Raw genomic sequence first — 26687 nt, 5'->3', positions numbered from 1 at the left:
TTGTTTATTTAGTTACATCGCAAATTAAAATTTTTCCGAAAATAAAACCCTGACACTTTGTCATAAATCGTATTAAAAAGTATCTTTGCACATTATTTGACCCTAGAATTGGTAAGGAATTATTTTTTATGGAGAAGATTATAGATGAAAACGCACAAGGACAACCTCTCGTTCTTGACCAAAATAAAGACAACCAGCGCAAACTCTTCATTGAGAGCTATGGTTGCCAAATGAATTTTAGTGACAGTGAGATTGTAGCTTCAATATTAGCCAAAGAAGGCTTTAATACAACTCAAAATCTTGAAGATGCTGATCTAGTGTTGGTCAATACTTGTTCTATTCGTGAAAAAGCAGAACAAACAGTACGAAAAAGATTAGAAAAGTACAACGCTGTAAAAAGAATTAACCCTACAATGAAAGTTGGTGTTCTTGGATGTATGGCAGAACGTTTAAAAAGTAAATTCCTTGAAGAAGAAAAAATAGTAGATCTTGTAGTTGGTCCTGATGCCTATAAAGACCTACCCAACCTGATACAAGAAGTTGATGCTGGGCGTAATGCCGTCAATGTAGTTCTTTCAAAAGAAGAAACTTATGGTGACATCTCTCCTGTTCGTCTTCAAAGTAACGGGGTTTCTGCATTTGTTTCTATTACCAGAGGATGTGATAATATGTGCACATTTTGTGTTGTTCCTTTTACCAGAGGGAGAGAGCGTAGCAGAGATCCACAAAGTATACTAGAAGAAATTGATGATCTGGTACATCAAAATTTTAAAGAAATTACACTTCTAGGACAGAATGTAGATAGTTATCTATGGTATGGCGGAGGCCTTAAAAAAGATTTCGAAAAAGCTAGTGATTTTCAGAAAGCTACCGCTGTCGATTTTGCTAAGCTTCTGGATATGACTGCTAAGAAATACCCTAAATTACGTATTCGTTTTTCTACATCTAACCCCCAAGATATGACGCTAGATGTAATTGAGGTTATGGCAAAACATAAAAACATATGTAAACACATCCATCTACCTATACAAAGTGGTAGTGATCGCATTCTTAAAGAGATGAATCGCTTACATACGAGACAAGAATATATTGAATTAGTCGATAACATAAAAAAAATAATTCCTGACTGTTCTATAACTCAGGATATGATCATTGGATTTCCCACAGAAACAGAAGAAGATCACCAGGACACATTATCTCTTTTAGAACATGTAAAATATGAGCATGGTTATATGTATGCGTATTCTGAAAGACCTGGCACACTGGCTGAACGAAAATTGAACGATGATGTTCCTGAAGAGGTAAAGAAAAGAAGATTAGCAGAGGTTATAGCTTTACAACGAAAGCATTGTGCCTATAGACATGAGAGTTTTATTGGACAAACTTTTGAAGTACTGATCGAAAAAGAATCAAAAAAATCAGATCAGCATTGGAGCGGAAGAACCACTAAAAATATTGTAGCCATATTTCCTAAAAAGGAATATAAAATAGGAGATTTTGTAATGGTGCAGATTAATGAATGTACCAGCGCTACATTACTAGGTGAAGCAATTGCGTATTCTGAAAACAATTAATTACAAAATTAAAAAACAACACATAATCATATAGTATTATATGGAATCAGTTCAAGCTATAAAACAACGATTCGGGATTATCGGAAACGACCCAAAACTAAATCGTGCTGTAGAAAAAGCTATTCAGGTAGCCCCAACCGATATTTCGGTATTGGTTACAGGTGAAAGTGGTGTAGGTAAAGAAAGTATTCCTAAAATTATTCATTCCTTATCGCATCGTAAACATGGCAAATCCATTGCCGTTAACTGTGGCGCCATCCCAGAAGGAACCATCGATAGTGAACTTTTTGGACATGAAAAAGGTGCTTTTACTGGAGCGACTCAAACCCGTAACGGATACTTTGAAGTAGCAAGTGGTGGAACCATTTTTCTAGACGAAGTAGGAGAGCTTCCGTTAACCACTCAAGTACGATTATTAAGAGTTCTCGAAAATGGAGAGTTTATTAAAGTAGGATCTTCCAAGGTTCAAAAAACCGATGTACGTATTGTAGCCGCTACTAATGTTAATATGTTTGAGGCTATTAAAAAAGGAAAATTTAGAGAAGACTTATACTATCGCTTAAGCACAGTAGAAATTCTTTTACCGCCATTAAGAAATCGAAAAGAAGATATACACTTATTGTTTAGAAAATTCGCTTCAGATTTTGCTACAAAATACAAAATGCCAACCATTCGTCTTACAGATGATGCTGTAACGCTATTAGAAAAATATCACTGGAGCGGTAACATTAGACAATTGCGCAACATAGCAGAGCAAATTTCAGTCCTTGAACAAAACAGGACCATCTCTGCGGTTGCTTTACATGGGTATTTACCAAACATAGGTAGTAATTTACCCGCGGTGATTTCTGATGACAAAAAAGATAGTGATTTTAGTAACGAGCGTGAAATTTTGTACAAAGTACTTTTTGACATGAAAGGTGACCTTAATGATCTCAAGAAGTTAACTATGGAATTAATGCAGAGCGGTAATAATCAACAAGTACAAAAGGACAATGAAGGATTGATTAGAAAAATATATCGTGAAGAAGATGAAAAAGAGGTTAATTTTGAAGAACCTACTACTCCTGCTGCCGAAGTATTGCAAATCCCTTCGCATGCAACTTCGGTTATAAAAGAAGAAGATAAATATCATTTTGCCGAAGAAATTGAAGAAGAAGAAACATTATCCCTACAGGATAAAGAGTTAGAGTTAATAAAAAAATCATTAGAACGCCATAGAGGTAAACGCAAAGCTGCTGCCGAAGAATTAGGAATTAGTGAGCGCACCTTATATAGAAAAATAAAACAATACGACCTATAACATTGATGAACACATTAAAACATATTGCAATTGGGATATTCACATTAATCTTATGTCAAGGTTGCGGTGTATACTCTTTTAGTGGGACCAATATTTCTCCAGACACCAAAACGTTTCAGGTAAATTTTTTCCAAAATCAATCCCCAAGAATTTTCCCTGGGGCAGATTTAACATTTACCAATCAGTTACAAGATTTAATACTCAATCAAACCAATCTGGATTTGGTAACCTCGGGCGGGGATATCATATATGAAGGTGAAATCATACAGGATTATGTATCCCCAAACACAGCAACATCAGACATCACTGCAGCGCAGAATAGATTAACAATTGCGATCAACATGAGATTTTATGATGCCAAGGATCCAAATCAGGATCTCGAACAGCGGTTTTCATTTTTCTTCGATTATCCCGCTTCGCAATCCGAAAATGCTGTGAGAGATGAAGCCTTGCAAATCATTTTTGAACGTATCACACAAGATATGTTTAATGCCACATTAGCGCGATGGTAAATTAATTCAAAAATCGAAAACTATATAGCTAGCTAAAAATTGAATATTAAAGAACTTACATATTTGCTTCAACACCCGGCGCAACTAAATAGTGCGCAAGTAGCCTCTTTGGAAAAAATCTCTAAAGAATTCCCTTATTTTCAATCAATTCGACCATTATTGTTAAAAGCACTTAAAGAACAAGAAAGTTTTAGATACAATCAAGAATTAAAAACTACTGCTGCTTATACTACGGATCGAACCATTCTTTTTGATTTTATTACCTCTGATATGTTTAGTAATACAGAAGAGGAACAGGTTTCTAAACCGATACGTAAATCCGATATTGAAGTTGTAGATCATGAAGAAATAAAAACGCTTCCTAGAATAGCAATGGATGATGCCGTAAGAATGAAAATGAAAGAAGCTGAGGACGTTCTTGATCCAGCACTTTTTCTTGAAAGAAAAGAAGAAAGCTTACAAAAACAAATTACTATTCCTGAAGAAGAACAAAGACCTAAAACTCCTGAGGAAGAATTAAAAATAGACCAACCACTTGATTTTAATAAAAAGGAAACACACTCTTTTGCAGAATGGCTACAACTCACTTCGCTAAAACCTATTGACAGAGAAGAGGCAGTTGAGCCTGAAAAATTAATTTCGGAACAAGAAGAAAAACACCTTGACACTTCATTAAAACAAAAAGATAAATTTCATCTTATTGACGAATTTATTGCCAATAACCCCAAAATACAGCCAGTAGAAAAAAGTACACCTGTACGCAACTTAGCTAAAAAAAATCAAGTCCCTTCGGACGAACTTATGACCGAAACTTTGGCCAGAGTATATTTGGCTCAAAAAAACTATAAAAAAGCAATTCAGGCTTATAACATATTAATTTTGAAAAATCCCGAAAAAAGTGGTTTCTTTGCAGACCAAATTCGAGCAATAAAGAAATTACAAGAAAATAAATAACAATATAATGACAACGTTTTCAATCTTTTTAATATTAATCGTTATCGTATCCTTTTTACTAGTAGTAGTAATTATGGTACAAAACCCTAAAGGAGGCGGATTATCTTCTTCTTTTGGTGGAGGCGGAACACAACAATTAGGTGGTGTAAAAAAGACCACAGACTTTTTAGATAAAAGTACTTGGACTCTTGCTACACTATTGTTGGTATTGATCTTATTATCAAATATCGATCTTATGAACGAAGGTACTACTCAGGATTCGAAAGTAGACACTCAGGATGTTCAAATAGAAACACCTGTCACTCCTGGTACAGATGATAATGATCAAGAATAACATCATTTGAAAAACAATTACAAAAATGTCGACTTGTCATACGGTCGACATTTTTTGTTTCAATTTGTCAGTATAGCATCACTGGCATAATTTCTGAAATAACAGCATCGAAGATTTCATTTTAATTTTAACAACAAAAAAAAACGAATCATAATGGGAGTAAATATTAAACCTCTTTCAGACCGTGTGGTTGTTGAGCCACTTCCTGCGGAAACGCAAACTGCATCAGGATTATATATTCCTGACTCGGCTCAGGAAAAACAACAAAAAGGTAAAGTAGCTGCTGTTGGTAGTGGTAAAAAAGACCATGAAATGACTGTCAAAGTTGGCGACACTGTACTTTATGGAAAGTACTCAGGTACCGAATTAAAATTAGATGGACAAGATTATCTAATTATGCGTGAGGATGACATCCTTGCTATCGTTTAATCACTGTTTATTCGTAAAACACAAATCGAAAATCCTGAAAAGATAATATGATTCGGGATTCACAATTTCAAAATAAGTAATTATTATGGCAAAAGATATAAAATTTGACATAGAAGCACGTGATGGTATAAAACGTGGTGTCGATGCATTAGCCAATGCAGTAAAAGTAACTTTAGGACCTAAAGGTCGTAATGTAATTATAAGCAAATCTTTTGGCGCACCTACCGTGACCAAAGATGGCGTTTCTGTAGCAAAAGAAGTTGAATTAGAAGATGCTCTTGAAAACATGGGAGCTCAAATGGTAAAAGAAGTTGCTTCTAAAACAAATGATCTTGCAGGAGATGGTACTACTACAGCAACTGTATTAGCACAAGCTATCGTAAAAGAAGGTCTTAAAAATGTAGCTGCTGGTGCAAATCCAATGGATCTTAAAAGAGGTATTGACAAAGCAGTAACAGCCATTACAGAAGACTTAGCAAAACAAACTAAAGAAGTAGGAGACTCTTCTGATAAAATTAAACAAGTAGCAGCAATTTCTGCTAACAATGACGGAACAATAGGTGACCTTATCGCCCAAGCTTTCGAAAAAGTTGGAAAAGAAGGTGTTATCACTGTTGAAGAAGCTAAAGGTACAGATACAACTGTAGACATCGTAGAAGGAATGCAATTTGACAGAGGATATCTTTCTCCTTACTTTGTAACCAACAGCGAAAAAATGACAGCAGATCTAGAAAGTCCATATATCTTATTATATGACAAAAAGATTTCTGCTATGAAAGACTTACTTCCTGTATTAGAGCCTGTAGCTCAAACAGGAAAACCTCTTTTAATTATTGCTGAAGACGTTGACGGAGAAGCTCTTGCTACATTAGTAGTAAACAAACTTCGTGGAGCACTTAAAATTGCCGCTGTAAAAGCTCCTGGATTTGGAGATAGACGTAAAGCAATGTTAGAAGATATTGCAATTCTTACTGGTGGTACTGTAATCTCTGAAGAAAGAGGTTTCACGCTTGAGAACACTACAATCGAACACCTAGGGACTGCAGAAAAAGTTGCTATCGACAAAGATAATACTACTGTTGTAAATGGTGCAGGTGGAGAAGATTTAATCAAAAACAGAGTAAATCAAATCAAGGCGCAGATCGAAACTACAACTTCTGATTATGACAAAGAGAAACTACAAGAACGCTTAGCAAAATTAGCTGGTGGTGTTGCTGTATTATATGTTGGTGCTGCCTCTGAAGTAGAGATGAAAGAAAAGAAAGATCGTGTAGATGATGCTCTTCATGCAACTCGTGCAGCTGTAGAAGAAGGTATTGTTGCCGGTGGTGGTGTAGCCCTAGTAAGATCTAAAGCAGTTCTTGGAAAAGTAAAAACTGAAAATGCTGATGAAGCAACAGGAGTACAGATTGTAAATCGTGCTATCGAAGCTCCATTAAGAACTATTGTAGAAAATGCAGGTGGAGAAGGATCTGTAGTTACTTCTAAAGTTCTTGAAGGAAAAGATAACTTTGGTTATGATGCTAAATCTGAAGATTATGTAGATATGCTTAAAGCAGGAATCATTGATCCTAAAAAAGTAACGCGTATCGCTCTTGAAAATGCAGCGTCTGTATCAGGTATGATCCTTACTACAGAATGTGCATTAATCGACATCAAAGAAGATGCTCCTGCCGGAGGTGGAATGCCACCAATGGGCGGAGGTATGCCAGGAATGATGTAATCTCGCAACAAAAGCGAAATATCCAACAAGCTCATTAAATAATGTCTTGTTAAAATATATAAAGACCCTGTTTTGAAATTTTCAAAACAGGGTCTTATTTTTTTTAAAAACTTACATCTAATGACAACATGAAGTATCTAGGAATCAAATTGCTTTGATATACGGTTGTAGAAAAATCTGAATTTTGGATTTGCTGAAAAACGCGATTGTCTAATAAGTTTTTACCCACAAAACGCCCAGAAATCCATTTTATCTTTTCGGGTTTGTACTTTATTTCAAAATCTAAGAATGAAAAATCTTCGTTTCTTGTTGTATCCGGCTTGAAATAATCATACGTAATGGTAAACAACCATTTTTTATTAGGCTTAACGATTGCTTTTAAAGCATTTTTAATACTATAATTCGTATTATTAGATTGTCCCACAATTTCATATGTATTTACAGTATAAGTAATTTTGTTTTCAAAATTTAAAGGAATTCCAAATGCGGTTTTAGCAAAAATACTTCCATTGTAATTTTGTGATTTACCATTTCGCAATTCAGATTGATTTACAACATTTTTAAAATTTGCAACACTATATTGCGAAGAGTGTTTAAAGGTAGTCCTAATAAATCTTATATATCTTTCTATTGAAAATACTACAAAATAATCCTCTAAATTAATTGGTGATTGAAAATATGTAATTCCAGTAAAGTTCGGGTTTACATTAATATTTGATAAATAAGTATTTCTCCTATTAGTATAACCTCCCAGCAAATTCAAATCAATATTTTTAAATAAATCATTCATTCGGTATCCTAGAGAATACTTTTGAAGCTTTTCTAAATCTAAAGAAACTACATTCCTCCTAACGGATCGGTTGTTTGTTATTATTTCATTTCTAAATAAAAAACTCTCCTCAGGCGTTTTTTGCTCATAACTCCCACTAAATCTTAGAGTAGACACAGAATTAAATCTATGTACGACTTTCAAAGCAGGTATAGGAAAAAACACGTTCTTCTTCAATACCTCTATATCACTCATATTGTTTTCTAATCTTTGAGAAATATAATTTACACCTAGAGAAGGCTCTATCGTCCATTTCTTTTTAATATAAAACAGAGAAAACTGAGAGAAGTAATTTGTCTTTTTATAGTCAAACTCATTGCGAAAATCTGAAACTCTTATCTCATTTTCTACGACAGAAGATCGAAAAGGGTTTATAAAGTAATCAACCCCTCCTGTAAATGCATATTTAATATTTTTTCTTTTTCCAAGTAGAATGAGATGATTTTGAAATACTTCTTTTCTATACTCACTAAATTGAACATAAGAATTTACAACATCCTCATTAGAAAAAAAATTTCCTATCGTATTAAACTCTTGAGGAGTGTTGTTTCTTGAATATAAAGATTTAAATTGTAAAGCAGTTTTTTGATTTAATTTGTTCGTAAATTCAATTTTATTTCTCCAAAAGAAATCATCTGTTTTTAATTTTGTATCAAAATTCGACTCCAAATTACGTGTGAAATCATTACTACTAGATACTGCTTCTTTACTAATCGAAGATTCTATTTCCAATAGAGATTTTTTTGAAACATTGTAAGTGAGTTTAATATCTAACCTTTTATTTTCAGGTTTTTTGATAATTTCTGTACGATCAGAATAATTTATTCTTTCGGAACCAATTAAAAAATCATTTTCATATAATTCTTGTCGGAAAAATTCATCTTTTAAGTAATAAACATTAGATTTAATGCTAAATGTTGGCGAAATTTTATAAATAAAATTATAACTACCAAACCATTCATTATTCAATCTGGTTCTTGAATTGCTTAAAACACTGCTAAGAGGAGTATCATTGATAATATTTTCAGCATATAAATCCACGTTCTCTATATCCTCTAGAGTTGTTGAATTAGAAAAATAATCAAATGGAGAATGGTTAACACCAATATTATTAAATGAAAAAATTCCAAAAGATTTAAAGGATTTTGCAATACCTAATATATTTGTTGCAATATCGTAGTAAGGTTTATCACCATAGCCATATCCAAAATCACTTGTTCCTGAATAATCGATTTTACCTTTTTTTAACTTTAAATTCAGTGCAACATTATCAGAATTCTCAATACCCTTTAACAAAGGGTTTTTAGAATAATTCTCGATTGCCTCGATTTGATCCACCATATTAATAGAGATATTTTTTGTACCTATAGAATAGTTATGCCCAAATAAGTCATCTCCATCCAATTGCACAACCTCTACGATTTTGCCTCTATACTTGATCTTACCATTCTCCGCCACCTCTATTCCTGGGAGTTTTTTTAACAAATCTTCGACTTTTCTTTCAGTACCATCCTTGTATGCTTCAGGATTAAAAATCACAGTGTCTTTTTTAACACTAAATTTTTTTCTCTCTGCTATAATAACCTCTTCTAATTGTGTTATTTTAGGGAAGATTACAAAATCAATGTTATAGGTGTTTCCTTCATTTGGGCTATTAATACTATCGATTGTTTTTTCAAAATTTAAAACATTAACCTCTAAAAAAATAGTAGTATCATATTTCTTTTTAAGTAAATATGAAAACTTCCCCTGATCATTAGCTATAAAAAATTCCGAAATCCTAGAATTATTTCTAGAAGTTTTAATTATAACGTTTGCTCTGGGTAATGGTACTCCGAAATTATCCTTTACAGTACCCTCAAGCCTTTGAGCAAATGATACGGATACGAAAAGAACAAAAAAGAAGTAACTAATATATTGTTTATACATTAATTAATTTTCTGTAATTCCTCAATCAGATTTTCTGGAATATCAATTAAATATTGTGTGAAAAAATGTTGATCCTCATCAAAAGAAATAGTCACTTCCATTTCAGCCGCCATAGTAACTTGTTTTCTTTTTAAGTTTGTCATATAATTAGTTAGCGTGCTTTTATAGTCATTATAAGAATACACTTTCTTAGTTTTTTGGAAAAAACCTTTGTAAAAATTAAAAAATTCTTTATCCCAACTCTTTTTGACATTTAGTAATGAAAAAGAAAAGTACCCTTTATCATCTTTTCCTTCTACAATAAGCCCAGGTAATCCGTTCAATTTCAAAGGGCCAAAATTTACTGGTATTTCTGTAGTAAACCACACACAGTAAGTTCGTTCATGTAATTTCATCACTGCTTTCTGGCATTGATAATTATTTATTTTTTTCGATTCTCCGGTTAATGTCCATTCATGATGATTACTAGGGTATTTATAAATAAAGCGTCCCCTTTTATACGGGATACGCGTATAAATTTCACTATTATTAGAGTACATAAATGTACTTAATTCATCATTAACAACATAAAACATTTCTTGCGTATCAGGATTTGTGCCTCCCCCAGACTCTCTCTCATCAAATACTTTAAATATTGATTCTTTATTGTTATGAATAATTAATTTACTACTACTCGAATAACCTATTCTATCCGTGTATTCATATTCTATAACATAATCCTCTTGAGAAAATGATTTGTGAGAAAAAGCAATTAGCAATAATAAAAATAGTATCCTATTTCTTTTCATAAAATTTAAGTTTACATGTAATCACAATCATTTTCATTGAAAAAATGATTGTGATTATTAAATTCAATTAATTACCGGGATCCGCAGCAGATACTAATAAAAACCAAGCTGCTCGAGCTCTACCACAACTATTTCCTGGATTACAATCTGTTACACTAACCCCTGCTCCTTCTACAGTACAACAGTTATCTAACAAGGATTCAGTGTTTAAAGTTTTTGCATTCAGATTATTAAAACTGACCATTGTTCCGGCTAAAAAAAGCCCAAAAATTACTTTTTTCATTTAAAAAAGATTTAAAGATTAATAAATTAACTTGTGTTATTTAAATTATTCTTTAGATAACATAAATATATGTCTTATCACACAACTATGTTACCTCAAAAAGCCAAATAATTCAAAAAAGGTAAGTTTATATAATTTTACCGTAGTTCAGTTACGGTTTTCCACACAATACGTAAAATCAATATTTCATCTGTATAAGTTTATTCCTGAGATTTATAAATCTCAAGAACCTTTTGTTGCAAATCAACTTGTGTTTAGAGTAGCTTTAAACGTATAACTTAAATATTAAAATCATGAAAAAAAGCATTTTAAACCTAGAAGGAGTTAAAATCATTGAGAAAAAAGAGCAACTTAAAGTAAATGGATCTGGATGTGGATGTGGACCTGCTTTCACAATCCCAGGAACTTGCTTGTGCTTGATCTCTGTATAATACTGAAATTGTGCCTGTTGTGCTTTTTGATAGTATATATTGCAGGCACAATACTTTTTGGTTCACTATTAAAACCATTAAATTTTACGGCTCTTTTTAAATAGATTCTGAAATCGTCTGAGGTTCGTGAGTTTATTCTTGAGATTTATAAATCTCAAGAATCTTTTGTTGTAAATCAATTAGTATTTCAATTAATTTTAGACTAATAATTTAAATAAAAAAATCATGAAAAAAAGCATTTTAGATTTAGATGGAGTTAAAGTAATTGAGAAAAAAGCGCAAAGCTATGTAAACGGTGGCGGTGAATGTTATTGTGGAGTTTTGGAAATGCCATTTTTCCATGATCGTTGTGATAGCTGCTTGTAATACCTATAATAAACTGTGCCTGCTATACTCATTAAAGGAGTTAACAGGCACAATTTAATTTATCGACAAATAACCTTATGAATATTTCTTTACAATATCCTCAACTAAGGTTGCTGTTCTTTTATACTTCTCTTTAGCCAATAACCGTTTTGGCGGCGCCATTCTCACATCACAATCCGTTAAAGAGCAAGACTCACAAGTTACTCCTACTTTTACTTTAGGAATTTTGGCATCCCCAACAAAACTAATTTTTTTCTCTAATGATGAAGAGATCAAAAATCCTATCCCTATACTTCGAAAATAATCATTCTTAAACGGATCTTTTGTCGCCGAGGTAAACACTAAATATTGCTGGTCAGTATCTGCATAATCAGAAATTTGAATATTAAATGCATAGTCCAAATCCTCACTCGCAGTTCGTTGCAATGTTTTTATAGCCATCCAACGTCTGCAGTAATGTTCATTAATCTCGTTTGCATGCGGTTGTTGTTGATGCGTTATATGTAGTTCTTTAACTAGGTTAAACTTTTCTACCCCTAACTTATGCGTAAATCGTAAGAAAAATACATTTTGCATCCCAAAATCTTTTGGTAACACATTAGTTAACCTTTGATAAAAAGATTCTGGTGATGCATTATACAAATGCATAATTTTATGGAATGCTCCCTCCGAAAATCTCTTTGTCGAAAACAATTCTTTGAGGTGATTTTTAAGATGGTTTCTTGGTATAATCAATGCTCCTGCAAAATACGACGCATAAAAATTATGCAACACTTCTTCAAAATTATCATATCGTATCCATGAAAATGTATACGGTCTATCTTTAATTTCAAGGTATTGATACCCCAATTCCTTGGCATAAATAAAAGTTTTTTGAGCCTCATCTACCCTATCTGATAACAATAATGTTTTTGTGGATGGTACAAAAACCGATCTTAAGTTATCCAACTCTTCTTGCTTAGGAATTCCTGCATTATTAATTGTATACCCATACTCCTCTTTCAAAATTTCTTCTAATTCTACCGAAGTGATTTTACCCGATAAATCCAATTGATACGTATTAGCACATTTTACAGCCTTATCCTCTAAGTCTTTAAAATAGTTATTATGTGCTTCTTGATATGACCGCAAAGAGGCTAAATAAAACCCTTCGCGACTCATATTGTAGTGTTGAGCAATTTCAATAATCGTACTTATAAATGCATTCACTTTTGAGGGTGCATTAGCAATAATATCTATCAAATCACTTTGTTGTATTCCAAACAACTCCAATGGAATCTCATCCAGAATACCTGATTGTAAAATCTCTCCAATCGGAGCCAGGTTTTTGTCCAATTTCAAAGACACTAATTGATCATAAGGAACTTCTAAAGTTTCTGCTAGCTTTATTATTTTATCCGTTTTAGGATACTTTTTTCCTTTTTCAATTTCGTTTAAATACGACTTCGACAATCCACTTAACTTGGATAAACCAAAAAGAGACAAATCTCTTTCTGTTCGTATTTGTTTGATTTTCAATCCAAAAATCAATCTTATATATTCTTCTGCTATTGCCATAAGTTCAAAAGTAACAAATTTTGCGTAACTGTTGAAAAAAGAAAAAAATCACTTTTAGCGAACGTTCGCTTGTTTTATAAAAAACTTTTTTATAATATTGTTCACTCAAACGATAATAGTTATGGAAACACAGACAAATCTTAGTCAAAAAATCAGCTTCACTAAAGAAGTAAGAAACTATCATCCAGAAATATTAACTGATGGTGCGTTAACTTTCTTAGAAGCTTTACAGGATCGTTTTAACCAAAGACGATTAGTACTTTTGAAAAACCGTGAGTGTCAGCAACAGTTGTTTGATCTGGGAACTTATCCTTCTTTTCCAGAAAACACCAAAGAGATTCGCAATAGCGAATGGTCGGCCGCTCCAATACCCGAAGATCTACAGGATCGTAGAGTCGAGATTACAGGTCCTGTCGATAGAAAAATGGTCATTAACGCCCTTAACTCAGGAGCCAAAACTTTTATGGCAGATTTTGAAGATAGTAATGCCCCCCTGTGGGAAAACTGCCTTCAAGGACAAAAAAACCTTAAGGATGCTGTAGATAAAACTATTTCATTTTACAATCCAAAAAAAGACAAAACATATCAACTTAGAGAAAAAGTTGCCACGCTGATTGTTCGCCCTAGAGGTTTACACCTTAACGAAAAACATCTATTGATTAAAGATGAAGAAATGAGTGCCTCTTTATTCGATTTCGCATTGTACTTATTTCATAATAATGAGCAATTAAAAGAAAATGGAACTGGAGCATACTATTATCTTCCCAAATTAGAACATTTTACTGAAGCTATCTGGTGGAACGATGTTATAGATTTTTCTGAAGAATACTTAGGTATAGAACAAGGAAGTGTAAAAGTTACTGCCTTGGTAGAAACTATTACCGCAAGTTTTCAATTAGATGAGATTATTTATGCCTTAAAAGATCACATTGTAGGTCTTAATTGCGGAAGATGGGATTACATCTTTAGTTATATCAAAAAACTAAGAAATCACAAAGGTTTTGTTGTTCCGGATCGTGCTCAAGTAACTATGACAAGTCCTTTTATGGATGCATATAGCAAACTAGTGATCCAAAGATGTCACAAAAGAAATATTTTGGCTATCGGGGGTATGGCTGCACAAATCCCTATCAAAAATGACGAAGAACGTAACAATGCTGCTTTTGCAAAAGTTATGGCCGATAAAGAACGTGAAGTAAAAAATGGCCATGATGGAACATGGGTTGCACATCCAGGATTAGTAAAATTAGCAATGGAAGTTTTTGACACACATATGCCTACTTCTAATCAAATGGATGTAAAACGTAACGATATCAACATTACAGAGGATGATCTTTTGGCTATCCCACAAGGAACAATTACCGAGCGAGGGATTCGAGAAAACATCAATGTTGGAATTCATTATATAGCTAATTGGCTTAGCGGAAATGGCGCCGTAGCCCTATATAACTTAATGGAAGATGCTGCTACTGCTGAAATTAGTAGAACACAACTATGGCAATGGTTAAAAAATGAAGTGAACTTAGAAGGTAATAGAGTTCTAAACCAATCTTTGTTTGATCAACTGTTTGAAGATGAACTAAGAATTATAAAAGAACAAGTAGGAGACTCACTTTTTGAAACAGAAAATTATCAAAACGCTATTTCAATCTTTAAAGAACTCATTATCTCTGACGATTTTGAAGAATTCTTAACTACGACAGCATATCAATATTTATAAAACAAAAGTTATTGCTATCAAATAAATCTTCTACTGTTACCAAGAAGAGAAGTACAGAAGTTGAAAAACTCTAAAAACAAGCATAATTTTTTCCGATTTTTATAATTGTGCTCAAAAAACGGCATCCAACATAATGGATGTCGTTTTCATTTTAGTTCTCTATAAATATGTTGGGTAACATTTTATGCTATCATGACATAAATAGCTATATTCAACATTAATAATTCTTATTTATGGAAATCACACAAGATCTTTCTACTCAATCTAAATGGAACTTACCATCTCTTTTAGCATTTAGACTTTGCGCGATTTACTTTTTGCTTCATATTTTTCCTTTTCCATTATATTACCTAGGGCTTATCCCTGGCTTAGAAAATTTATTTTCATTCTATTACGACGGAATGGAAATATTATGTGTCTGGACAGGAAAAAACATTCTTGATATTCCATACGAAATGTATCTGGGACCAACAGGAAGTGGAGATACTACAAAAGATTACGTTTTTGAATTTGTTACTATTGTTATTTCCTTAATAGGAACTATTATTTGGAGTTTTATTGATCTAAAAAAAGCTAATTACAATCGGCTTTTACAATACATAACTATTTTGGTAAGGTATTATTTAATAACTATTATGTTTTCTTACGGCTTTTCAAAAGCATTTACTCTTCAGTTTTCAGAGCTAAGTTATTTTGATTTGATCAAAACTTTTGGAGATCAATCTCCTATGGGATTAATGTGGAATTTCATGGAGTACAGTGATACCTATACCAGATTTTCTGGATATGCTGAAATCATTGCAGGAATCTTACTCATTTTTAGAAGAACAGTCACTTTTGGTGCTATTATGATTATAGGAGTCATGTTTAATGTTTTTATGATGAACATGAGTTATGACATACCTGTGAAGCTATATAGTGGTCTGCTCACAATTATGGGGGTGTTTTTATTAGTTCCCGATATTAAACGTATTTTAAACTTTTTCATTCTTAATAAAATAGTATACCCTAAAACTATATTACCTTATTTCTCAAATCCAAAATACCAAAAAGCGGTTATTATTTTTAAAATCATAATTATAGGTTACTTTTTATACAACAACGTTGATAGATCCATAGAACGTCAAGAAAAATGGGGTAAAAAAGCACCAAAACCTGCTTTATATGGAATCTATGAAGTAGAAGAATTTATCCAAAACAATGACACTTTACTTCCTTTAGCAACTGATAGTATTCGTTGGAAACGTTTAATTGTCGATAAACGGAGCTGTGGGATTCAAACCATGGACGAAAAGATTATCGGATTCAAAGAGGAAACAGATACAGTTTCTAAAACCCTTAAGCTAACGTCTTATGCGGACAGTACAGATGTAAGGAGTTTTTCCTTTAAACAAAAAGCCAGTTTGTTTTATTTTGAAACTGTCCACAAAGGAGATACTTTAAAAATTATGACCAAGAAGAAACTCAGAGAAGACTTTTTGTTAATTAACCGAGGATTTCATTGGATTAGCGAACGACCCTTTAACAGATAAGCTAATCACACTTCCATGTAAAATCAGAAATTTTAAACTTTTTCCCAGTACTAAAATTATAATGCCACCACTCAGTTCTGATAGTTGTAAAACCATGCTTTTCCATAACGCTACGCAGTACTTTACGATTTGCAATCACTTTTTTTGGAAGCTGTGCATAAGCATGACTTGCTTCTTTACCAAAATGATCAAACGATGTACCCATATCCAATTCATTACCTTTTAAATCGGTTAATGTAATATCCACAGCAGCTCCTCTATTATGAACAGAACCACCTTTTGGGTTGGCAACATAACCTGGATCTGGAACAATTTTCCACATTTTTTTCTGAACACTATGAGGGCGGTAACAATCGAAAAGTTTTATTTTATACCCTTTTCTAATAAAATCTTTATTAGCCCTAACAAGGGCTTTTGCAACTTCATATCGAACATAGCATTTGGCACACGAATATACTTTTTCCTTCAAAAAATTATCCGAAGTAGCATATTTCATGTCCAAACTAAAATTATTTGACAGGCTTTCAATATTTACAAAGTCGTTATCTTTTTTGGTGTTTTGAATTTTCTTTTCGCCAAAAAGCGATTCTATAGAATCTTTTTTCTTGAGCATACTTTGCTCCACTTTTTCTCCTCGCAACCTAAGAGCTTTTGATTTTTCTATAATACCCAGCGTCTGAACTCCTGGTACAACCTTAGCATTATTACAAGCAAAAAAAACTACCGAAAAAATCAACAAAACCAATTTTCTCTCTATCATATTTTTTTTGTTTTTATCCCAATTACAATACGATCAAATAGTTAAAAATGCCATAATATTTTTCCCTTAAAATCATGCATTTCAAACTATTAATCTTTTTTAAAGATAGTTATTATTTTTATTTCAAAATATTGTTCAGTTCAAATAAAGAATGTTTTCTATTCAAAAAACATCGAATTATTTAGCTTTCAAAACTTCTTTTACGTTTCCACACTTAAGCATTTTAGTTCCAAAGTACGGGTTTCTAATTTCTTTTGAATCAGACAACCAATACCCTCCTTCACCTTCAAAAGCCATAGGACAAAACTGCTTGTACACCTCACCAGAAACGATTATTGATTTGCTTACCAAATTTTCGATCTCATCCGTTAACGTAACAAAAAAGTCTCGTTGTTTTTTAATATCTTTTGTTAAAGAAATTAACTTAGAAGTTGCCTGGAGTTGCTTATTATTTCCTACAATAGTTTCTAATTTTTTTGATTCTATTTGTACAGTTTTATGATCAGAATTCACTAGCGCTCCTTTAATTTTAAGGTATTGCGTATAAATTTCTTGAGTACTATTATCTGAAAATTTCACTTCTGATTTAGAGTCAGTAATATTATAATTCACGATTCCATTATCAGACACCTCCTCGACTACAGTTTCTGTTTTTTTATCTTTTTTGCATGATATGCTCATCAGCATAAAAATCATTAACAATACACTAAAAATTCTTCTCATCATTTTGATTCAATCATTAATTAATAGTGCGCAAATGTAATCTATATATAAATTAATCACCAGTGTATTTTCTCTTTTTAGGCCTAATTTTTAACAAAACAATACCATTTCCTATTAGTACGTATTAGAAATATTTTAAATATTTTTGCCGGAATAAAATTGTAGGAATGAGGTTTGAAGATTTAAAACCAGAAGTAATTAAAATACTTCAAAACGAAAAACAATCCACCACAGAAAGACTTCATTTAATTTGTCTATTACTAAAAGACAGTATTGAATATTATGATTGGGTTGGTTTTTATTTTAAAAATGGAGACAAAGAAGAATTAAAGCTTCGCACTTATGTGGGTGCCAAGACTGACCATGATATTATTCCTTTTGGAAAAGGGATTTGTGGACAAGTTGCTCTTTCTAACGAAAACTTTGTAGTTCCTGATGTACAAGCACAAGACAACTATATAGCCTGTAGTTTTGCTGTGAAATCCGAAATTGTAATCCCGTTGTTCAAAAATGGGGAAAATATTGGTCAGATAGATGTCGATTCTGAAACTCCGAATCCTTTTACCAGCGAAGATGAACAATTTTTGGAGTTTGTAAATTTTGAAGTTGCCAAAATAATATAAAAAAGACGTCTACATAAGTCTTTTACCCATACTATCTATTCATTAAAGACTTTAGAACTATTAGAGTATTTAGTTCTTAAAAATTGATTGGTTTTTAGTATCCAAAATATGTACTCATGTGTAGGTTTTGATCATTAAAAGAATAGGATGTAGTAGAAATCTGCGTATAATTTTGAAATCTAATTAAGTTCATAGTTATATTTGTCTGAAAAATACCTTTAAAAACTATGTCGCCACTTCTAGAAAAAATTTATGATCTACAAGACATACACACTATATCAAAGCATGAACAAATCGTTCTTGGCATAATAGAAGCTATTGACTCTGGTGTATTAAACGTAGGCGATAAACTCCCTTCTATTAATGAAATGGTTGCTGAAATTGGATATGCAAGAAAAACATTTGTAAAAGCCTATACCGAGTTAAAAGAAAGAGGGTTAGTAGAATCCAAAAACCTAAAAGGATATTATATTATTAGTAAAGAAACGAAAGTTACGCTCAAAGTAGCTTTGATTCTATTTGCATTTCATAGTTTTCAAGAAGATTTCTATAACACTTTTAGAAAAGAACTTGGAAAAAAATATCATATCGATATTTTCTTTCATCACAATAATTTAACTCTTTTTAAAACGATAATGGATAATATCTCTAGAAAATATGGGATGTACGTTATTGCTCCTATCCAAGAAAAATCGATACCTACTCTTCTAAAAAAAATTCCTTCGGACAGGTTATTATTAGTAGATCGATTCCTTAAAATGCCGAATGATTATTCTTATATAGCACAAGAATTCGAAGAAATCACCTATGCTAAACTTGTTGAACTGGCTCCTTCCATTAAAAAGTATGACACATTTGTACTTTTCTTTAAAGAAGACACCGATCTCCCTCCAGACATTTTACGTGCTTTTAACCGTTTTATTAAAGATTATGATGTAAACGGAAAAGTTGTAGAGAATTACGAAGCCAATATCTTAAAGAAAGGAACTGTATATTTTTCAATTAGCGACACTTATTTATGGCAAGTATTAAAAGACGCTAGGAAAATGGAATATCGAATTGGTTCAGATATTGGTATACTAGCACACGATGACAATATTGTAAAAGAAATAGCTTTTGGAGGCATAACCACTATTTCAACTGATTTTGAGATCATGGCAAAAAGAGCTGCTTCTTTTGTTAAAGAACGAAATCATACTCAAGAAATTATCCCTACCTATTTACGACAGCGAAATTCACTATAATCACGTCCACACAAAGATGTTCGCCTAAATTCCTTTAGGCTAATTTTAATATTTTTCTCTTTCACTCACTTAAATTTCGAGAACAACCAAAGTTAGAATAACCTATTTTTTTAACATTTATAACCGCTTATTTTTACTTATGTTAACGATATTTTAATTTTTTATAAAAAAAATTATATATTTGCATAGTAGCATAGTGTATCATAGCATATAAACTATTCACTAAACTAGAGCCTATAATTTTCGACGAATTCAAAATTTTATAAATAAACACAAATCATATGGATCAAAAAACTTTCACTGGTTTTATGATGTTTTTGTTCGGGCTTTTTACCACTGTTGTGTGTGCACAACAAACGGTATCAGGTACAGTAACCGAAACTCAGGGACCTCTGCCTGGGGTAAACATCCTTGTAAAGGGCACTCAAAATGGAACAACAACCGATTTTGACGGTAAGTACACCTTATCAAATGTAGCAGAGAATGCTATACTGACTTTTAGCTACTTAGGTTTTATAACTCAAGAAATAGAAGTAGCAGGACAGACCACAATTGACATTATATTACAAGAAGACGCAGCAGCTTTAGATGAAATAGTAGTCGTTGGTTTTGGTACACAATCTAAACGCGAAGTTACCGGAGCTATCTCGCAAATTAAATCAAAAGACATTGCCCAAGTGGTCGTAGCCAACCCTACAGCCGCATTGCAAGGTAAACTCGCAGGTGTACAGGTCGAAAGTGCCGGGGGAGCTCCGGGTAGTTCGACAAATGTATTCGTAAGAGGTGTAAGTTCTTTAACCAATTCTTTTCCGTTATACGTAGTAGATGGAACCGTGGTAGATGACATCGTTTTTCTAAACCCGAAAGACATTGTTGATCTACAAGTATTAAAAGATGCAACGTCTGCAGCTATTTATGGATCTAGAGCTGCTAATGGAGTAATCATTGTAACCACTAATCGAGGTAAAAAAAACACCTCTCCTACGGTTAATGTAGATATTAGAGGAGGTATCAATACCCAGGCAAAAGAACTAGATTTATTAAATGGCCCAGAATATATTCAATATTTAAACCAACGTAGAATCAATGACGGTCTAGTTGGCAATATTATCGATCCAGGTATTAATACTGATTTTCAGGATTTAACAATTAACTCGGGCGAGATACAAGATTATGGATTTAATATATCGGGCGGAAATGAAAAATCATCGTATTTCTTTTCTTCCAATTACTATTATGAAGAAGGGTTATTAATAAGTGAAGATTTTCAGAGAATCAATACTCGTCTTAATAGTCGATTTGAAATAGGTAAATTTAAAATCCAGGAATCTTTTGCCTTCGCAGAGAATACTTTTACTCAAAACTTGGCATTTGGTAATCAAGGTCCTACTTTACCAATACTAAATGCTTTTAACCCAAATAACGAAGGTGGTTTTGAAGCCGTTGACGGAAACTTATACCCCGGAGTTGGTGGTACCAATAAATTTGCTCAAGCAAACTTATTGGATGACGAAAATACAGAACGTAATCTATTAGGTAATATTAATATTGAATATGAAATTATTGAGGGATTAAAAGCAAAGCTAAATCTAGGTTTAGATTATAAGAATATATATCGAAACTCTTTTTTACCAACTTTTTTTCAAAGTAATACCGATGCAAGTACCAATTTAAATGATGCAAATGATTTAACCGAAGTACGAGGAGAAATTCTATCAACCAATGTTGAGCCTACATTAAATTATAAGCGCACCCTAGGAAAACATGGTATAGATCTATTAATTGGTGGTGCGAGACAGGAAGTAGACAGTAACACTCTAGCTGTATATGCCCAAGGGCTACCTAGTAATGATATAAGAAACATTGGAAGTTTTACAGATCAGGTAGAAAATACTGGAGGCGGTAAATTTGTGTCTCGTCTTTTCTCTTATTACGCAAGGTTAAATTATAAATTTAATGACAAATATCTATTTACGGGAATAATTCGTCGAGATGCTACTTCAAGATTCTCTTCCGAAAACGACCTTAATGAGGACATTTTTCCTTCCTTTTCAGTAGGCTGGGTAGTAAGTGAAGAGAGTTTTTGGCCAGAAGATGGTATCATAAACACCCTAAAGCTTAGAGGTGGTTATGGAGAACTAGGATCGCAAAACATTGGAGACTTTGTATTTCAATCTGTTCTAAATCCAACCTCTAATGTCGCTTTTGCAGATAATCCTAGTCAAGGATTTGCCATTACATCTTTAGTAAATGAACAAATAAGTTTTGAAACTTCTACGACAACAAACTTTGGTGCTGATATTGCCTTATTTGACAGATCTCTTAAAGTAAGTTTAGATTATTTTAATAGAGATAATGATGATGTACTACTTGCACTATCGATACCTTCTACAACAGGATCTTCTAATCCAGTAATTCAAAACGCAGCCTCTATAAACAATAAAGGTTTTGAACTTGAAGCCAGTTATAGCTACAATAAAGACAGTGATTTTAAATTTGATGTTGGTGTTAATTTTGCTACTATCAAAAATGAATTAACCTCTGCAGCTAATCCAATTTTAGGACCTATAATTAACGAGGAACAAACAAGAGTGAATAAGTACGAAGAAGGAGAACCTTTAGGCTTTTTCTTTGGGTTTCAAACCGATGGTATATACAACTCTCAAGAAGAGATTGATAATGATCCTTTTTTAGCCAATGATCCCGATAGAAGAAACCTTCTTCAACCTGGAGATTTCAGAAGAGTTGACACCAATCAAGACGGAAGGGTCGACGAAACTGACAGAGTAAACCTCGGGGATCCTACCCCAGATTTCACTTATGGTATTAACTTTACAGGATCCTATAAAAAATTTGATTTTGGTTTGTTTTTTAACGGTGTACAAGGAAACGAAATTTACAATGTGACCAAATTCTTTGGAGTATTCTTTGCAGACGACAACAAATTTGGTCTTGTTAGGGATGCATTCACACCAGCTAATCCTAATACTAATATCCCAAGGGTAACAAATTTAGATCCTGCTGGTAACCAATTACCATCAGATTTCTTTGTTGAAGATGGTTCTTTTTTCAGGCTTAAAACCCTAGAAATAGGATATGACTTAACCGATATTATTGGCTCAGAATGGGTTAAAAATGGAAGAGTATTCTTTAATATGCAAAACGTATTTGTTATCACAAATTATTCAGGCTATGACCCAGAAGTTGGCTCTACATCCGGAGCACAAGCAGATGCCAACACAGGTTTCTTTGGTTTTAGAGGTGTTACTAATCCTATTTTTGGTAGAGGTTTAGATGTACGAGCTCAACCCAGACCTAGAACATTCATTATGGGAGTTCAATTCTCCTTTTAATAATAAAAATTACATGAAGAAATATAATAAAGATATACATCATGAAACTAAAAAATAACTTTTACCTCCTTACAATGTTAATGACGCTTTTATTTGTTGTTAACGGCTGTAATGAAGATCAATTAGACCTTTCTAATCCTAACGCAGTAGCAGAACCTGATTTTTTTCAAAATGAAGATGATTTCAGGTTAGCTGTTAACGGAATGTTTCATCCTATTACCGCAGTGTTATTCTGGGGTCGAGTGATACACACAGGAGCACTTCTTAGATCAGATGCTTTTAACATTGTCCCTTTTCAACAAAATACCACAATGTCTACTCTAGAAGGCCAACCAGGAATTGCCAGATGGTCATCAGATATGTTTCCGCAATTATATCAAACTATATTTAGGGCAAATACAATTATTGAAAAAATAAATGAAGAAAATGTTCCTAATGAAGCTGCTAGAAATGAGATCTTAGGTCAAGCCTATTTCATGCGAGCTTTTGCGAATTGGTATCTGGTAAATCTATGGGGTAATGTTCCTTTGGTTTTAAAAACTCCAACAACAAATGAAGAATTATTCCCCTTTCCTGCCTCTCCAGCAGATATCAACGCTGCCATAATAAGTGATCTTAACGAGGCCGTGAATAGATTACCTAATTCATGGGCAGAAGAAGATAGCGGAAGACCAACTGCGGGTTCTGCTTTGGCACTTCGAGGGAAAACATTTTTATATACAAAAAGTTATGCTAATGCGGTTAATGATTTAAGAACTGTCACTACTGATTTCAGTTATCAATTATTACCTGCCAGCCAATACGACGACAATTTTACAACAGTAAATGAAAACAATATAGAATCAGTTTTCGAACTTCAATTCTTAGGACAAGCTAATTTTATATGGGGTACTGATATTCCTGGTACAGGAACGCAAGGGCATTATTTTATAGATTATTCACCACCAAATTTAAGTCCAGATAATGGCCATTTTATAAACCCGCATATCCTACAAGTATTTGAGGATAATGGTGATACTGTAAGAAGAAATGCTACTATCGCATTTGATTATCCAGGCGCATTAGGGTATGGAGGAGTTCCTTTCACTGAAGATTTTGCAGATGATATCGCAGAAGCTGGCCAATTAGGGATTCCCGCACTATTTACCAAAAAATACGCTGGTTTTGATGAAGGAGTAAGAGATCAAATTCCGGTTCTAGGAAATACAATTGGAAACAATTGGAGAATTATTCGGTATGCAGATGTTTTATTAATGCTTGCCGAAGCTCTTAATGAAGATAATAAACCCGCAGAGGCTATCCCATTTATAAACCAAGTAAGAGAACGTGCTCAGATTGCTCCATTGGCTCTTACATTAGACAAAACACAAGTCGAGCAAGCCATTATAAACGAACGTATTATGGAACTAACTGGTGAAGGGCATCGTTTTTTTGATTTAGTTCGTTGGGATTTGGCAGATGATGTTTTAGGTTCGGGATCAACTATTGCAGGTGGTCGTCATCCAAAATCTCTTGCAGGGCCCACCGCTGTATTTACAGTTGGACAAGATGAACTATTGTGGATTCCTGTACCAGAATTACAGGCCAATAGTAATCTAAGACAAAATGATGGATACTAATATCTTATTTATTAAACACAGTTTTGATTGTTTGTAATTGTTCTCAGTTTTAACTACCAAGCAAATCACATTTGATTTGCTTGGGGTTAAAGCCATTTTATATCAATAATGTTATTGCATAGCAAGTTTTGAAAAAAAACAACCTAATCTTATTATTTCCATCCAAAACTAAAATGAAAAATATTGCTTTTCCAGATCAATACATTTGTTTGTTAAGCATAAAGAATAAAACCATATTACATGAAGGAAATACTTACCCATCATATTGAAGTATTAGGTGAAACCGAAGCTTTTGAAGTTACGATCACTTTAGAATCTGAAAATGAAGGGATCTCTATTTATAACATCAATTTTTCGGCAAATCAAGATTTTAACCCTCACTTAATTACTATTAAATGGAAAATCCCCGCGATTAATGTTAAAGGAGTATGGAAACCTACTTCGGATTTTTCGAAAAGAATAATGGACGATTGGGAATTGGATCATATGGAATCAAGAATTTCTGTTGATTCGCCAGTTATTTCACTTTTTGGTCACAATGATCAAAACATCCACACATTCGCTTGTTCTGATGCAATAAATACCACAAAATTAAATGCATTATATAGAGAAGAAGATAATCATGTGTATTGCCATATTTCTTTTTTTACTGAAAGACATCATAGGATAAATTCATATAACGCTCAACTAAGAATTGATCAAAATGATCAGCACTTTTCTAATGCGTTAAATAATGTGAGTCTTTGGTGGAGTAACTTTAAAGAACTTAAACCCATAAAAACTCCAGATCTTGCCAAAGTTCCTGTGTATTCAACATGGTATCAATTCCATCAAAAATTAGATACCCAAGAATTGATTCAAGAATGCAAAATAGCATCACAATTAGGGTATGAATTAATAATTCTAGATGATGGTTGGCAAACAAAAGATGAAAATCGAGGATATGATTTCACCGGAGATTGGCAACCGCAAAGAATTCCTGAGTTAAAAGATTTTGTAGCCCAAGTTCATGAAACAGGAATGAAATTAGCACTTTGGTACTCTGTTCCTTTTTGCGGGAAAAAATCAAATGCTTACACAAAGTTTAAAGGTAAATTTCTTACCGAAAATCATCGTTGGGCCCCAGTATTTGACCCCAGGTACCCTGAAGTAAGAGAACATCTAATTGGCCTTTATACCAACGCTTTAAAAGATTGGCAAATTGATGGTTTTAAATTAGATTTTATTGATGAATTTAAAGTGTATCCTGAAACGATATTAACCAAAGAAAATGGAAGAGATTTTTCATCTGTAAATTTAGCAGTGGATCGTTTAATGACAGACATTATAACATCATTATATAAAATCAATTCTGAAATAGTAATTGAATTTAGACAAAAATATACTGGGCCAGCCATGCGTAAATATGGTAATATGTTTAGAGCATTTGATTGTCCCGGAGACGCAACAATGAACCGAGTACGCATAACAGATATCAAGATGCTTTCTAGAGAAACAGCTGTTCATAGTGACATGTTTACATATCATCATGATGAACCTATCGAAATTAAAGCATTACAAATGGTTAATACCCTATTTGGCGTACCGCAACTCTCTATTTTATTACAAAAAGCTAACGAAGAAGAATTATCCATGATTGGTTTTTATACTCAATATTGGAAAACAAATTCAGGTGTTCTTTTAAATGGAAAATTCATCCCCCAAAGACCTTTGGCCAACTACCCTATACTTAAATCAAGTAATGATAATTTGACCATCATTGGATTATTTGACAATTACATAATTGATTTTGAAGAAGAGACCAACCGAGTTGATATCATAAATGGGCAGCTCACTCAAAAAATTATCTTGAATAGTGAAAACAACTATGGAGCATACCACTGTACTATTTACGATTGTACAGGAGAAAAACTCAAAGAATCCAAGGTCATGATACTAATTGGTGGAGTTCTCATAAAAGTTCCTCCATGTGGATTAGTGAGATTAGAAAAAAGCACCTAAATCCAACACTTAGAATTAACTATATTTATAGAATAAAGTCGATTACCAATCATTTTACAATGCATAGAGCATTTATAATAATACATAGTACACAAAAATC

22 protein-coding genes are annotated in these 26687 nt (G+C 32.9%); 16 read left to right on the top strand and 6 right to left on the bottom strand.

The window, feature by feature from the left end; translation table 11 throughout:
* Nucleotides 1-128 precede the first annotated feature (128 nt).
* The 7 genes from miaB to groL all read left to right on the top strand — a co-directional run bounded on the left by miaB (nucleotide 129) and on the right by groL (nucleotide 6829).
* Nucleotides 129-1574: a tRNA (N6-isopentenyl adenosine(37)-C2)-methylthiotransferase MiaB gene (gene miaB / locus DK508_RS19965; RefSeq protein ID WP_109302540.1), complete on the top strand. Its 1446-nt coding sequence runs from the start codon at nucleotides 129-131 to the stop codon at nucleotides 1572-1574.
* A 40-nt stretch (nucleotides 1575-1614) separates the two neighbouring features.
* Nucleotides 1615-2877: a sigma-54-dependent Fis family transcriptional regulator gene (locus DK508_RS19960; protein WP_109302539.1), complete on the top strand. Its 1263-nt coding sequence runs from the start codon at nucleotides 1615-1617 to the stop codon at nucleotides 2875-2877.
* A 5-nt stretch (nucleotides 2878-2882) separates the two neighbouring features.
* Nucleotides 2883-3389 (top strand): LPS assembly lipoprotein LptE, encoded by a 507-nt coding sequence (gene lptE, locus DK508_RS19955; RefSeq protein WP_109302538.1) that lies wholly within the window; start codon nucleotides 2883-2885, stop codon nucleotides 3387-3389.
* A 39-nt stretch (nucleotides 3390-3428) separates the two neighbouring features.
* Nucleotides 3429-4343, top strand: a complete 915-nt coding sequence (locus DK508_RS19950) for a hypothetical protein (protein WP_109302537.1) — start codon at nucleotides 3429-3431, stop codon at nucleotides 4341-4343.
* Nucleotides 4344-4350: 7 nt separating this feature from the next.
* On the top strand, nucleotides 4351-4677 hold the full coding sequence (gene secG, locus DK508_RS19945) for a preprotein translocase subunit SecG (protein WP_109302536.1): 327 nt from the start codon (nucleotides 4351-4353) through the stop codon (nucleotides 4675-4677).
* 153 nt (nucleotides 4678-4830) lie between these two features.
* Nucleotides 4831-5106 (top strand): co-chaperone GroES, encoded by a 276-nt coding sequence (gene groES, locus DK508_RS19940; protein WP_109302535.1) that lies wholly within the window; start codon nucleotides 4831-4833, stop codon nucleotides 5104-5106.
* A gap of 85 nt (nucleotides 5107-5191) precedes the next feature.
* Nucleotides 5192-6829, top strand: a complete 1638-nt coding sequence (gene groL, locus DK508_RS19935; protein ID WP_109302534.1) for a chaperonin GroEL — start codon at nucleotides 5192-5194, stop codon at nucleotides 6827-6829.
* Between the two features lie 103 nt (nucleotides 6830-6932).
* On the opposite strand, the gene DK508_RS19930 is transcribed toward groL, so the two are convergent.
* The 3 genes from DK508_RS19930 to DK508_RS19920 form a co-directional block, all read right to left on the bottom strand.
* Complete coding sequence (locus DK508_RS19930) at nucleotides 6933-9587, bottom strand: TonB-dependent receptor (RefSeq protein ID WP_109302533.1); 2655 nt, start codon at nucleotides 9585-9587, stop codon at nucleotides 6933-6935.
* Nucleotides 9587-10375: a GLPGLI family protein gene (locus DK508_RS19925; protein ID WP_109302532.1), complete on the bottom strand. Its 789-nt coding sequence runs from the start codon at nucleotides 10373-10375 to the stop codon at nucleotides 9587-9589. The genes DK508_RS19930 and DK508_RS19925 overlap by 1 nt, the downstream gene beginning before the upstream one ends.
* 67 nt (nucleotides 10376-10442) lie before the next feature.
* Complete coding sequence (locus DK508_RS19920) at nucleotides 10443-10658, bottom strand: hypothetical protein (protein ID WP_109302531.1); 216 nt, start codon at nucleotides 10656-10658, stop codon at nucleotides 10443-10445.
* 293 nt (nucleotides 10659-10951) lie between these two features.
* Here DK508_RS19920 and DK508_RS21295 point away from each other — a divergent pair, with 293 nt between their 5' ends.
* Entirely contained in the window at nucleotides 10952-11089 is a 138-nt protein-coding gene (locus tag DK508_RS21295) for a hypothetical protein (protein WP_160114807.1), read from the top strand.
* 225 nt (nucleotides 11090-11314) lie between these two features.
* Nucleotides 11315-11455, top strand: a complete 141-nt coding sequence (locus DK508_RS21290) for a hypothetical protein (RefSeq protein WP_160114806.1) — start codon at nucleotides 11315-11317, stop codon at nucleotides 11453-11455.
* A 75-nt stretch (nucleotides 11456-11530) separates the two neighbouring features.
* Here DK508_RS21290 and DK508_RS19915 read toward each other — a convergent pair whose 3' ends face one another.
* Entirely contained in the window at nucleotides 11531-13006 is a 1476-nt protein-coding gene (locus DK508_RS19915; RefSeq protein WP_109302770.1) for a helix-turn-helix domain-containing protein, read from the bottom strand.
* 127 nt (nucleotides 13007-13133) lie between these two features.
* On the opposite strand from DK508_RS19915, the gene aceB reads away from it, so the two are divergent.
* Together aceB and DK508_RS19905 are read left to right on the top strand one after the other, a co-directional pair.
* Nucleotides 13134-14732 (top strand): malate synthase A, encoded by a 1599-nt coding sequence (gene aceB / locus DK508_RS19910; protein ID WP_109302530.1) that lies wholly within the window; start codon nucleotides 13134-13136, stop codon nucleotides 14730-14732.
* A 233-nt stretch (nucleotides 14733-14965) separates the two neighbouring features.
* Nucleotides 14966-16264: a hypothetical protein gene (locus DK508_RS19905; RefSeq protein ID WP_109302529.1), complete on the top strand. Its 1299-nt coding sequence runs from the start codon at nucleotides 14966-14968 to the stop codon at nucleotides 16262-16264.
* 1 nt (nucleotide 16265) lies between these two features.
* Here DK508_RS19905 and DK508_RS19900 read toward each other — a convergent pair whose 3' ends face one another.
* Together DK508_RS19900 and DK508_RS19895 are read right to left on the bottom strand one after the other, a co-directional pair.
* Nucleotides 16266-17024: a M15 family metallopeptidase gene (locus DK508_RS19900; RefSeq protein ID WP_235016443.1), complete on the bottom strand. Its 759-nt coding sequence runs from the start codon at nucleotides 17022-17024 to the stop codon at nucleotides 16266-16268.
* Nucleotides 17025-17201: 177 nt separating this feature from the next.
* On the bottom strand, nucleotides 17202-17747 hold the full coding sequence (locus tag DK508_RS19895; protein WP_160114805.1) for a DUF3347 domain-containing protein: 546 nt from the start codon (nucleotides 17745-17747) through the stop codon (nucleotides 17202-17204).
* Between the two features lie 167 nt (nucleotides 17748-17914).
* On the opposite strand from DK508_RS19895, the gene DK508_RS19890 reads away from it, so the two are divergent.
* From DK508_RS19890 to DK508_RS19870, 5 genes are all read left to right on the top strand, one after another.
* Nucleotides 17915-18370, top strand: a complete 456-nt coding sequence (locus DK508_RS19890; protein ID WP_109302527.1) for a GAF domain-containing protein — start codon at nucleotides 17915-17917, stop codon at nucleotides 18368-18370.
* A 227-nt stretch (nucleotides 18371-18597) separates the two neighbouring features.
* On the top strand, nucleotides 18598-19614 hold the full coding sequence (locus DK508_RS19885; RefSeq protein ID WP_109302526.1) for a GntR family transcriptional regulator: 1017 nt from the start codon (nucleotides 18598-18600) through the stop codon (nucleotides 19612-19614).
* Between the two features lie 281 nt (nucleotides 19615-19895).
* Complete coding sequence (locus tag DK508_RS19880; protein ID WP_109302525.1) at nucleotides 19896-22967, top strand: TonB-dependent receptor; 3072 nt, start codon at nucleotides 19896-19898, stop codon at nucleotides 22965-22967.
* A gap of 41 nt (nucleotides 22968-23008) precedes the next feature.
* Nucleotides 23009-24586: a RagB/SusD family nutrient uptake outer membrane protein gene (locus tag DK508_RS19875; protein WP_109302524.1), complete on the top strand. Its 1578-nt coding sequence runs from the start codon at nucleotides 23009-23011 to the stop codon at nucleotides 24584-24586.
* A gap of 240 nt (nucleotides 24587-24826) precedes the next feature.
* Nucleotides 24827-26587 (top strand): glycoside hydrolase family 36 protein, encoded by a 1761-nt coding sequence (locus tag DK508_RS19870; protein WP_109302523.1) that lies wholly within the window; start codon nucleotides 24827-24829, stop codon nucleotides 26585-26587.
* Nucleotides 26588-26687 lie beyond the last annotated feature (100 nt).

Source organism: Aquimarina sp. AU474, assembly GCF_900312815.1.
GTDB lineage: Bacteria > Bacteroidota > Bacteroidia > Flavobacteriales > Flavobacteriaceae > Aquimarina.
This window is presented reverse-complemented; position numbering and strand designations above follow the sequence as displayed.

Bases quoted from the DNA above. Each gene is read 5' to 3' on its own strand.
- DK508_RS19960 (WP_109302539.1), top strand. From the start codon at position 1,615: ATGGAATCAGTTCAAGCTATAAAACAACGATTCGGGATTATCGGAAAC.
- secG (WP_109302536.1), top strand. From the start codon at position 4,351: ATGACAACGTTTTCAATCTTTTTAATATTAATCGTTATCGTATCCTTT.
- groL (WP_109302534.1), top strand. From the start codon at position 5,192: ATGGCAAAAGATATAAAATTTGACATAGAAGCACGTGATGGTATAAAA.
- aceB (WP_109302530.1), top strand. From the start codon at position 13,134: ATGGAAACACAGACAAATCTTAGTCAAAAAATCAGCTTCACTAAAGAA.
- DK508_RS19885 (WP_109302526.1), top strand. From the start codon at position 18,598: ATGTCGCCACTTCTAGAAAAAATTTATGATCTACAAGACATACACACT.
- DK508_RS19900 (WP_235016443.1), bottom strand. From the start codon at position 17,024: ATGATAGAGAGAAAATTGGTTTTGTTGATTTTTTCGGTAGTTTTTTTT.
- lptE (WP_109302538.1), top strand. From the start codon at position 2,883: ATGAACACATTAAAACATATTGCAATTGGGATATTCACATTAATCTTA.
- DK508_RS21290 (WP_160114806.1), top strand. From the start codon at position 11,315: ATGAAAAAAAGCATTTTAGATTTAGATGGAGTTAAAGTAATTGAGAAA.
- miaB (WP_109302540.1), top strand. From the start codon at position 129: ATGGAGAAGATTATAGATGAAAACGCACAAGGACAACCTCTCGTTCTT.
- DK508_RS19890 (WP_109302527.1), top strand. From the start codon at position 17,915: ATGAGGTTTGAAGATTTAAAACCAGAAGTAATTAAAATACTTCAAAAC.
- groES (WP_109302535.1), top strand. From the start codon at position 4,831: ATGGGAGTAAATATTAAACCTCTTTCAGACCGTGTGGTTGTTGAGCCA.
- DK508_RS19880 (WP_109302525.1), top strand. From the start codon at position 19,896: ATGGATCAAAAAACTTTCACTGGTTTTATGATGTTTTTGTTCGGGCTT.
- DK508_RS19930 (WP_109302533.1), bottom strand. From the start codon at position 9,587: ATGTATAAACAATATATTAGTTACTTCTTTTTTGTTCTTTTCGTATCC.
- DK508_RS19875 (WP_109302524.1), top strand. From the start codon at position 23,009: ATGAAACTAAAAAATAACTTTTACCTCCTTACAATGTTAATGACGCTT.
- DK508_RS19870 (WP_109302523.1), top strand. From the start codon at position 24,827: ATGAAGGAAATACTTACCCATCATATTGAAGTATTAGGTGAAACCGAA.
- DK508_RS19895 (WP_160114805.1), bottom strand. From the start codon at position 17,747: ATGAGAAGAATTTTTAGTGTATTGTTAATGATTTTTATGCTGATGAGC.
- DK508_RS19905 (WP_109302529.1), top strand. From the start codon at position 14,966: ATGGAAATCACACAAGATCTTTCTACTCAATCTAAATGGAACTTACCA.
- DK508_RS19925 (WP_109302532.1), bottom strand. From the start codon at position 10,375: ATGAAAAGAAATAGGATACTATTTTTATTATTGCTAATTGCTTTTTCT.
- DK508_RS19920 (WP_109302531.1), bottom strand. From the start codon at position 10,658: ATGAAAAAAGTAATTTTTGGGCTTTTTTTAGCCGGAACAATGGTCAGT.
- DK508_RS21295 (WP_160114807.1), top strand. From the start codon at position 10,952: ATGAAAAAAAGCATTTTAAACCTAGAAGGAGTTAAAATCATTGAGAAA.